Below are 9,519 nucleotides of genomic sequence, written 5' to 3' on the forward strand. Positions count from 1 at the left end.
CCGTACACCGTTTTGATGAGTACGGGTGATCCTGTCCGCTGTGAGGTCGCTGAGAACAGGGGCGGTCGGCCTTCTTTGCCAATCCGATAACCGGAGAGGCAAGTTCGGTGAACGGATCGTTACGCGAACGAGGCCAACGCCTCGTCCAGCAGCCGCCGCAGGCGCAGCGCGTCCCGCGCGACAACGGTCACCAGCGCCGCGGGCCCGGCCAGCGGCATGACCGCGGCACCTTCCCCGAGTACTCGCGCCGGCACCGGCCGCTCCGCGAACTCCGGGCGCACTACGACCAGTTGACCGACGGCACGGTGGCCGCCGAGCCCGGCGGGACCGTCCCAGCCGCCCGGCGCGCCCGGGCCGCAGGACAGTTCCTGGTCGAGGACGGTCCGTCCGGCGATCCGTACGGACAGACGGCTGGTGAGCCGCCCCGGTTCCTCACCGGCCCGGCCGAGCACCTGCTCCTCGCGCAGGACGAGACGCGCGGTCGGTCCGAGGTCGGCCCGGGTGTGCACCCGCAGCTCGCTGCCGTACGCGGCGATCAACTGCTCGGGCAGCCAGTGCAGTTCGCCGCCGTCGGCCACGGTGAGACGGACGTCGTAGCGGGCCTCGCCCTTCGCCTGGCCGGGCAGCGCGAGGGTGGCGGCGGCCGATCCGAGGTGCAGCCGGGCCCCGTCCTCCACCCCGGCCTCGACCGTGAAGTGGTCGCCGCCGAGGGGGCCGCTCATCGCGCCGACCAGCATCACCCGGGCCTCGTCGGCGCTCCCGCGCGTCCGGCGCGGCGCCAGCGGGCCCTCCCCCGCCAGGACGGGCAGGGCCGTGGCGCCACGTCCGTCGGGGCGGGCGAGGATGCGGGCGGTGGCGCGTACCCCGGTGGTCGTCGCGCTCATGCCGTCCACGCGGCGAGCTGCGCACGCACCCAGTCGGCCACGTCCCGCACGCCGCTCTCGCCGCGCAGCGACTGGAAGACGACGGGCAGTTCGGCCCGCTGGGCCTTGGCGTCGGCGGCCATCCGGGCGAGGTCGGAGCCGACGTACGGGGCGAGGTCGGTCTTGTTGACGACGAGCAGGTCGGCGGTGGTGACGCCGGGTCCGCCCTTGCGCGGGATGTCGTCTCCGCCGGCCACGTCGATGACGAAGATCTGCGCGTCGACGAGGCCCTTGGAGAAGGTGGCGGTGAGGTTGTCCCCGCCGGACTCGACCAGGATCAGGTCCAGCGGCCCGACCTCGTCCTCCAGGTCCTCGACCGCTTCGAGGTTGGCGGAGATGTCGTCCCGGATCGCGGTGTGCGGGCAGGCCCCGGTCTCCACGGCGGTGATCCGCTCCGGCGGCAGCACGGCCTCCCGCAACAGGAACTCGGCGTCCTCGCGCGTGTAGATGTCGTTGGTGACGACGGCCAGCGACAGCTCGTCGCGCAGGACCCGGCAGAGCGCGGCGACGGTGGCGGTCTTCCCGGACCCCACGGGCCCCCCGAGCCCCACCCGCAAAGCCCGACGCCGACCGTCGGGACGGTGGGCGCAGGCGCTGACGGCGGGGGTGTCGCGGTGGGAATGGTCAAGGTGCATCGCAAGGGCTCCTTTGAAGCGGGCGGGGCCATACAGCCCGTCCGGCGTTTGAGGACGAGGCCGTCCAGGCCGATCGGGGGTCCAGGGGGCAGCGCCCCCTGGCGGGGTCGAAGGGGCGGAGCCCCTGGAGGACGGGAAGGGTAGGGGTGGCGGGGGCGAGAAAGACTCAGGACGCGAACAACCGCACCCCCCACCCGGCATGCACCTCCGCCCCGATCTCCAGCAAGGGCCCAGAAGCCGCGGGCAAAGCGTCAACCCCCTCGTCGACAACCGCCCGCGCCACCTCCACCGCCCGATCCGCGACCCGATCCACCTCCGACGCCAGCCGCGCCAGCACCCCCGTCGCGTCGAACGGATCCAGACTCAGCAACCGCACCGTCGCACTGGCCGGCCCACTCACACTCTCGTACGCCGCACAGTAAGCGGCATCGGCAGCCCCCAGCCCCGCCGCACGCGCCACGACCCCGAGCACCACCGGCTGATGCGCCCCCTTGGGGAACTCCCGTGCCACGTCGTCCAGTTCAGCCGACGGCCAGGTGGCCCGCGCGGCCCGCAGCAACTGCCGCCCCAGCCTGCGCGCCGCGAGCCGCAGCGCCGGAGACGGCGTCCGCGCATCGGCCGCCGCGTCCAGCTCCCCAGGATCGACGCCGAGCGCCGCCGCCGCGGCGAGGGCGGCCGACACCAGACCCGCCGTGTGCAACCGGCCCCGGCAGAAGTCCTCCAGGCTCGCCGCGTCCGTGACCCGCCCCGCCTTCACCGCGGCCTCGGCCCCGCCGGAGTGCGCGTGCCCTCCGGCGGGAAACCGGCCGTCGGCCAGGACGAGAAGCGCCGCTCGTGACATCACAGCACCTCAGAAGAGGAAGTAGCGCTGGGCCATGGGCAGTTCGGCGGCCGGAGTCGCCTCGACGAGCTCCCCGTCGATGTGCACGGCGAAGCTGTCGGGGTCGATGCGCACATCGGGCCGGGCGTCGTTCTCGCGCATGTCCGCCTTGGTCACCCCGCGCGTCGACTCGATGGCGACGAACCGCTTCCCGAGCCCCAGCCGCTCCGGCAGCCCGTCCTCGACGGCGAGCGGCGCCACGAAGTTGAACGAGTTGGACCCCGGCGCCCGCCCGATCGCCCCGTACATCGGCCGGGGCAGGATCGGCTGCGGCGTCGGAATGGACGCGTTGGCGTCGCCCATCTGCGCGTACGCGATCTGCCCGCCCTTGAGTACGAGTTGCGGCTTGACGCCGAAGAAGGCGGGATCCCACAGCACCAGATCCGCCAGCTTCCCGGTCTCCACGGACCCGACCTCACGCGCGAGCCCCTGGGCCAGCGCCGGGTTGATCGTGTACTTGGCGACATAGCGACGTACCCGGCGGTTGTCCGCCTGCCCGTCACCGGGCAGCGCCCCGCGCCGCCGCTTCATCACATGCGCGGTCTGCCAGGTCCGCATGACGACCTCGCCGACCCGGCCCATGGCCTGCGAGTCCGACGAGATGATCGAGATCGCGCCCAGGTCGTGCAGTATGTCCTCCGCGCCGATCGTGGACGGCCGGATGCGCGACTCGGCGAAGGCCAGATCCTCCGGCACCGCCGGATTGAGGTGGTGGCACACCATCAGCATGTCGAGGTGTTCCTCGGCGGTGTTGACGGTGAAAGGCCGCGTCGGATTCGTCGAACTCGGCAGCACGTGCGACTCGGAGACGACGGTCATGATGTCCGGCGCGTGCCCGCCGCCCGCGCCCTCGGTGTGGTACGCGTGGATGCCGCGCCCGCCGATCGCCGCGAGCGTGTCCCCCACGAAACCGGCCTCGTTCAGCGTGTCCGTGTGGATGGCGACCTGGATGCCGGTCTGCTCGGCGACGGTCAGCGAGGCGTCGATGACGGCCGGGGTGGAGCCCCAGTCCTCGTGCAGCTTCAGGCCGAGGGCGCCGCCGCGGATCTGGGACAGCATCGCCTCGTGGGAGACGGTGTTTCCCTTGCCGAGGAAGCCGATGTTGAGCGGGTACTGCTCCATCGCCTCAAGCATCCGGGCCAGATGCCAGGGTCCGGGAGTGACGGTGGTCGCCTTGGAGCCCTCGGCCGGTCCGGTGCCGCCGCCGACGAGGGTCGTGATGCCCGCGGCCAGCGCCTCGTCGGCGATCTGCGGGCAGATGAAGTGGACGTGGGCGTCGATGGCCCCGGCAGTCAGGATCCGCCCGTTGCCCGCGATGACCTCGGTCTCCGGTCCGACGACCAGCTCCGGATGCACTCCGTCCATGGTGTCCGGGTTGCCCGCCTTGCCGATCCCGGTGATCCGGCCGTCGCGGATCCCGACGTCGGCCTTGACGACGCCCCAGTGGTCGACGATCACCGCGCCGGTGATGACGGTGTCGGGCGTGCCCTGCGCGCGCGTGGCACGCGCCTGCCCCATGGACTCGCGGATGACCTTGCCGCCGCCGAACACCGCCTCGTCACCGGCGAGTCGGGGCCCGCCGCTGCGGTCCTCCTCGATCTCGATCAGCAGATCGGTGTCGGCGAGCCGGATGCGGTCGCCGGTCGTCGGCCCGAACAGGTCGGCGTACGCGGCGCGCGAGATCTCAGGCATCGAGGGCACCTCCGGTCTCCCCGCGCAGTCCGGGCACCACACGGGCGCCGGCGATCGGACGAGTTCGACGTCGACGGGGATACCGGGCTCGAAGCGCACGGCCGTACCTGCGGCGATGTTGAGCCGCTTGCCGCGCGCGGCGGCCCGGTCGAACTCCAGGCCGGGGTTGGCCTCGGCGAAGTGGTAGTGGGAGCCGACCTGGACGGGCCGGTCGGCTGCGTTGAGCACGGTGAGGCGGGTGACCTCGCGGCCCTCGTTGTAGGCAATCGGGCCGTCGGCGAACAGGATCTCTCCGGGGATCATCGAGTCCCCCTCACACGATCGGGTCGTGGACGGTGACGAGCTTGGTGCCGTCCGGGAAGGTCGCCTCGACCTGGACGTCGTGGATCATCTCGGGGATGCCCTCCATGACGTCGTCCCGGGTGAGCAGCTTGCGTCCGGAGGCCATGAGTTCGGCGACGCTACGGCCGTCCCGCGCGCCTTCGAGGAGGTGCGAGGTGATGAGGGCGACGGCCTCGGGGTGGTTCAGTTTCAGCCCGCGGGCGCGGCGCTTCTCGGCCACGTCGGCCGCCACGTGGATCAGCAGCCTCTCCTGCTCGTGCGGGGTCAGTTGCACGTCCCACCTCACATCCTCGCTCCGGGCCGTGCGGGGCCCGGTTGCCGCGGCCACCGGCAAAGTCCCTGGTGGCGTGGAGGGGCAGGCTAGTTGGCACGAGTTTCAAGCAAGTTAACCAAGCTGTGATCCATCAGCCGCGGAGCGCTCGTCCCGCATGCTCATCAACGCCCGCAGACCGTCGCGGAGTACCCCGACGGGGATGGGCCCGAAGAGGGACTGCTGTGCGAGGAAGCCCATCACGGCGGAGATCATCGTGCGGGCCACGTGGTCGGGGGCGACGTCCGGGCGCATCATCCCGGCGTCCTGGTAGCCCTCGACGATCCGGGACCAGGCCGCGCGTACCGAGACGTACCCGTCGCGCAGGACGGCCGCCAGTTCCTCGTTGCGCAGCGTCTCCGCCCACACCTGGATGACGAGCCGCGGAAAGGCGGGCCGCCCGTCGACGGTCAGGTTCTCCCGGGCGGCGAGCGTCCGGCCGAGGACCGCGACAACGAGTTCGTCCGCCGGCGGGGGCGGGCTCTGCTCTGCCGCCTGCTCGAAGGCCTCGCGGACCGATCCGAGCACCTCGCCGACGATGGCGGCGATCAGCTCCTCCTTGCCGCTGAAGTAGCGGTAGACGGCGCCCGCGGAGAGGTCCACCTCCTTCAGCACGTCCTGCATGGACGCGGCATGGAACCCGTTGCGGGCGAAGCAGACGGCGGCGCCGTCGAGGATCTGCCGGCGGCGGGCGTCGAGGTGTTCCTGGGATACGCGAGCCATACCGCGAATGTAGAACGAACATTCCTTCTTGACAAGGGCGGAAGGCAGGCGCACGGTGGTGGCCGTAACGCAAAACGAACGATCCTTCTTTTTGCTTTCTCCACCCGAGGGGGACCCATGTCAACGCCACCCGGCATACATTCCAGCCGCCCCGACCCCCGTCGCGTGATCGCGATCGTCGTCCTCGTCCCGCTCCTCGCGGCGCTGGCACTGTGGGCCTTCGCCTGGCCCGCCGCCCGCACCGCGCCGCGCGACCTGCCGCTCGGCGTCGCGGGCCCGGCCACCGCCACGGCGCAGGTCGAGCAGCAGCTGGCGCGGCACAAGGGCGCGTTCGAGATCCATCGGTACGCCGACGGGGACGCCGCCCGGGAGGCCGTCAAGGACCGGACGGTGTACGGCGCGGTCGTCGTCACCGCGCGGGGCCCCGAGCTGCTGACCGCTTCGGCCGCGAGCCCGATGGTCGCGCAACTGCTGCAACAGGCGGCGTCCGCCGGGGGTGCCCAGCCGCGCACGGTGGACGTCGTGGCCGCCCCGAGAACGACCCTCGGGGCGCCGCCCTCACCGCGAGCGTGCTGCCGCTTTCGCTGGGCGGGATCGCGGCGGGCGCGGCGGTCTTCCTGATCGGACTGCGCGGCATCCGGGCGGTGACCGCGCTGGTGGGCGCCTCGGCGCTGGTGGGTGTCACCGTGGCCGCGATCGCGCACAGCTGGCTGGAGGTCCTCACCGGCGACTGGTGGGCGGAGGCCGCCGTCCTCGGGCTGTCCACCCTGGCGGTGAGCAGCACGGTCGCCGGCCTCGCCGCGCTCCTGGGCAGGGCCGGGATCGGCATCGTCGCGGGCGTGCTGATGCTGCTCGGCAACCCCTTCTCGGGCGCGGGGTCGGCGCCGCAGATGCTGCCCGAGCCGGCCGGGGCGATCGGCCAGTGGCTGCCGCCGGGCGCGGGGACCACGCTGCTGCGCTCGGTGTCGTACTTCGACGGCGCGGCGGCACTGGGCCCGGCGCTGACCCTGACCTGGTGGGCCGCGCTGGGCCTGGGGGCGGTGCTGCTGGGCGGCGCGCTGAAGCCCCGTACGGAGCGCGACGACGAAGCCGCGGGCGACCGGAAGCCCGCACTGGCCGGCTGACTGACCACGAACAGGCCGTGCGCCCCGCCCGCGCGGACGGGGCGCACGGCTTCTGCGCGTTCTACGAGGGCTTGGGCCGGCGGTCTACAAGGGTTTGGGCCCGACGGTCTACGAGGGTTTGGGCCCGCGATGCTCCGCCGCGATGCCGAACCGCTGCCGCTCGCGGGGCGGGGACGCGGCCTCGCGGACGGTGGAGAGGGAGCTGATCACCTGCTCCTCGCCGAACTCCTGGACCTCCCCCAGCGCGTCGAGCCGTTCGAGATCAGCGGCGGAGACGAGGGCGACCAGAGGTTTGCCGTGCCGCGTCACGACGACGCGCTCACCGCCGTACACCACCCGGTTGATCAGTTCGGCGAGCTCTGCCCTGGCTTGCGTCACCGGAATCTCGTAGGCCATGACCCCATTCTAACGTCACGTACATCCTGTACATTTTTTACAGAGGCTCCGCCCCGGAGCCGGTCACCGCCGCGAGGAGGGGTTCGCCATGACCCGACCGTCCGCTCGTCACGTGCTGCCCGAGTTCACCGAACGCACGAGTTCCGGACACACGACGATGGATCCGTACTCGAAGCTGCTTCAGGAGCGGATCGTCTTTCTCGGGACGCCGATCGACGACACGTCGGTGAACGACGTGATGGCACAGTTCATGCATCTGGAGTACCAGGCCCCCGACCGGGACATCTCGCTGTACATCAACTCCCCCGGCGGCTCGTTCAGCGCGATGTCCGCGGTGTACGACACGATCCGGTACGTCAGCTGCGACGTGGAGACGATCTGCCTCGGGCAGGCCGGATCGACCGCCGCCGTACTGCTCGGCGCCGGCACTCCGGGCAAGCGATTCGCGCTGCCCGGCGCCCGGGTGGTGATCAGTCAGCCGGCGCTGCCCGAACCCATCGAGGGGCAGGCCAGTGATCTCGCCATCCAGGCGGAGGAGTTGGCGCGGGTGCGCACCCGGTTGGAGGAGATGCTCGTACGGCACACCGGGCGCACGCAGGCCCAGGTCGGCGCGGACATCGAGCGGGACAAGGTCCTCACCGCCCAGGAGGCCCTGGAGTACGGCCTGATCGACCGGATCATCCCCAGCCGCAAGGCCACCCGCCCCGCACCGGGTGCGAGGTGAGCTGCGGGATGCTGCCACCGGAGCTGCCGCCGCTGCCCGCCCTCACCCGCGCCGAGGGCGAGTTGATCGACCGTTACCTGGAGGTGGCCGACCTACTCGGGCGTATCAACCCGGCGTACGACGGAGACACCTATCGTGGACTGCGCGCCGCCCAGGCGCTGGTGCGCAAGGCAGCCGAACTGCGCGACGCGCTCGCGCTGATGCACCAGCGGGGCGAGACGGAACTCCACGCCCGAACCCTCACGCGGGCGCTGCGCGTGCTGGACGGTGAACGCCGCACGGCGCGCGTCACCGTTCCGCCGCGCTCCGACAGTTGAGGCACGGTCGGCACACCCGCCGGTGACCCGGGCCGCAGGGCGACGCGACGGGACGCCCGGGCCGGAGTCGAAACCGACCAAAAGGGCTACCCCCGTCCGGAGGATCCTCACCTCCCTTTTCGGGGCCCTTGCGGTTGCGCAACGGAGGCTGCTTCGGGGCGGACTGGGACGTTCCGCCGCTGGTCCGAGGTGGCGTGGCACCCTTGACACCGGTTCGCACACCAGGCTGTCCACCCGAACGGGTGAGTGGTGAGTAACGCCACAAATCCCGGATTGCGTTGGGATTTTCCGACTTCTGTGAGTCAAGATCCCTGACTGACGACAAGCCCCCGCCACCGCGGCGGGGCGGTCCGGGCGGACGCCGAGTCCTGCCGCCGCCCGGATGACCGGTCGACAGGAGTGGATCGGCAGGAGTGGAGGACCCAAGCACGACGGGTCGCCGGAGCGCAATTTCCGAGCGTCCCTTGGGGTGAAGCCGCCTACCAGCGGCCGGGCAACTTCGCCAGCCCGAATCCGACAGGTCATCCTTCACAGGCGGCTGACGAAGGGTTGCGCATGACCGCGCTCAATCGTGTCCCGTCGCTCATGGCCCGGGCCGGTACGGCCTCGGCCCTCACCCTCGTCGCGGTGGGCGGCTCCGTCGTGGCTCCGGGCTTCGCCTCGGAGGCCGAGGCCGCCACGCCGGCGACGAAGGCGCTCCAGGTCGCCGCGTCGAAGAAGGGCTCCCCGTACAGGTGGGGCGCCACCGGGCCGCGCAGGTTCGACTGCTCCGGGCTGACGCTGTACTCGTACAAGAAGGCGGGCAAGAAGCTGCCGCGTACGGCCGCCCAGCAGTACAACAAGACCCGCCACATCTCGGCCAAGAGCCGCAAGGCCGGTGACCTCGTGTTCTTCCACTCGGGGTCGAACGTGTACCACGTCGGGATCTACGCCGGGAAGGGGAAGATCTGGCACGCCCCGAAGACCGGGGACGTGGTGCGGCTGCAGAAGATCTGGACGAAGAGCGTCTGGTACGGCCGGGTCAAGTGACCCTCGGGGGCGGTGGCGGCACCCGAGGGGCCACCACCGCCCGCCCGTGACACGTCCTCAGCCGGCTTGGCTGCCACGCGACGCCCTCTGGGGCGTGGGCGTCGCGCCGGTGGCGGTCGCGCCGGGGCGTATGGCGACCGGGCTCGTCGGGATGCGCACGCGGCCCGCGGGCGACCCGCCCTGGACGATCACGGCACCGCCCACCGCGACGGACGCCCCCACGCCCGGCTCCCCGACACGTTCGCCCACGCCCGGCCTGAGCACGACGCCAACACGTCCCCCGCGACGCCCAGCCGCGCCCCGCCAGGGCTAGGACGACGCACCCACACCACGCCTCGCCCGCGCCCTGCGGCGCTCAGCCCGAGTGCGAGGCCCACGCCCGATACGACGCCCGGCAACGCGCGGCCCGCCCGGGTCCGACGAC

10 protein-coding genes, 1 pseudogene and 1 riboswitch are annotated in these 9,519 nt (G+C 72.0%); of the genes and pseudogenes, 4 read left to right on the top strand and 7 right to left on the bottom strand.

Annotated features, from left to right (window positions below; translation table 11 throughout):
• Positions 1-119 precede the first annotated feature (119 nt).
• From I2W78_RS37455 to I2W78_RS37480, 6 genes are all read right to left on the bottom strand, one after another.
• Positions 120-884 carry an urease accessory protein UreD gene (locus I2W78_RS37455; protein WP_196465189.1) on the bottom strand — a complete coding sequence of 255 codons (765 nt, stop codon included), beginning with the start codon at positions 882-884 and terminating at the stop codon, positions 120-122.
• On the bottom strand, positions 881-1,558 hold the full coding sequence (gene ureG, locus I2W78_RS37460; RefSeq protein WP_196465190.1) for an urease accessory protein UreG: 678 nt from the start codon (positions 1,556-1,558) through the stop codon (positions 881-883). The genes I2W78_RS37455 and ureG overlap by 4 nt, the downstream gene beginning before the upstream one ends.
• A 166-nt stretch (positions 1,559-1,724) precedes the next feature.
• Entirely contained in the window at positions 1,725-2,399 is a 675-nt protein-coding gene (locus tag I2W78_RS37465) for an urease accessory protein UreF (RefSeq protein ID WP_196465191.1), read from the bottom strand.
• Positions 2,400-2,408: 9 nt separating this feature from the next.
• Positions 2,409-4,433 carry an urease subunit alpha gene (locus tag I2W78_RS37470; RefSeq protein WP_196465192.1) on the bottom strand — a complete coding sequence of 675 codons (2,025 nt, stop codon included), beginning with the start codon at positions 4,431-4,433 and terminating at the stop codon, positions 2,409-2,411.
• Positions 4,434-4,443: 10 nt separating this feature from the next.
• Positions 4,444-4,746 carry an urease subunit gamma gene (locus I2W78_RS37475; RefSeq protein WP_196465193.1) on the bottom strand — a complete coding sequence of 101 codons (303 nt, stop codon included), beginning with the start codon at positions 4,744-4,746 and terminating at the stop codon, positions 4,444-4,446.
• Between the two features lie 111 nt (positions 4,747-4,857).
• Positions 4,858-5,505, bottom strand: a complete 648-nt coding sequence (locus I2W78_RS37480) for a TetR/AcrR family transcriptional regulator (protein WP_196465194.1) — start codon at positions 5,503-5,505, stop codon at positions 4,858-4,860.
• Positions 5,506-5,622: 117 nt separating this feature from the next.
• Here I2W78_RS37480 and I2W78_RS37485 point away from each other — a divergent pair.
• Positions 5,623-6,629: pseudogene (locus I2W78_RS37485) on the top strand (ABC transporter permease).
• Positions 6,630-6,737: 108 nt separating this feature from the next.
• On the opposite strand, the gene I2W78_RS37490 reads toward I2W78_RS37485, so the two are convergent.
• Positions 6,738-7,025, bottom strand: a complete 288-nt coding sequence (locus tag I2W78_RS37490) for a type II toxin-antitoxin system Phd/YefM family antitoxin (RefSeq protein ID WP_196465195.1) — start codon at positions 7,023-7,025, stop codon at positions 6,738-6,740.
• An 88-nt stretch (positions 7,026-7,113) separates the two neighbouring features.
• Here I2W78_RS37490 and I2W78_RS37495 point away from each other — a divergent pair, with 88 nt between their 5' ends.
• From I2W78_RS37495 to I2W78_RS37505, 3 genes are all read left to right on the top strand, one after another.
• Positions 7,114-7,749, top strand: a complete 636-nt coding sequence (locus I2W78_RS37495; RefSeq protein WP_196465196.1) for an ATP-dependent Clp protease proteolytic subunit — start codon at positions 7,114-7,116, stop codon at positions 7,747-7,749.
• 8 nt (positions 7,750-7,757) lie between these two features.
• Positions 7,758-8,066 (top strand): hypothetical protein, encoded by a 309-nt coding sequence (locus I2W78_RS37500; RefSeq protein ID WP_196465197.1) that lies wholly within the window; start codon positions 7,758-7,760, stop codon positions 8,064-8,066.
• Positions 8,067-8,428: 362 nt separating this feature from the next.
• Positions 8,429-8,618: riboswitch (cyclic di-AMP (ydaO/yuaA leader) on the top strand.
• A gap of 3 nt (positions 8,619-8,621) precedes the next feature.
• On the top strand, positions 8,622-9,095 hold the full coding sequence (locus I2W78_RS37505) for a C40 family peptidase (protein ID WP_196465198.1): 474 nt from the start codon (positions 8,622-8,624) through the stop codon (positions 9,093-9,095).
• The last annotated feature ends 424 nt before the right edge of the window (positions 9,096-9,519 follow it).

This window comes from Streptomyces spinoverrucosus (genome assembly GCF_015712165.1).
GTDB lineage: Bacteria > Actinomycetota > Actinomycetes > Streptomycetales > Streptomycetaceae > Streptomyces > Streptomyces spinoverrucosus_A.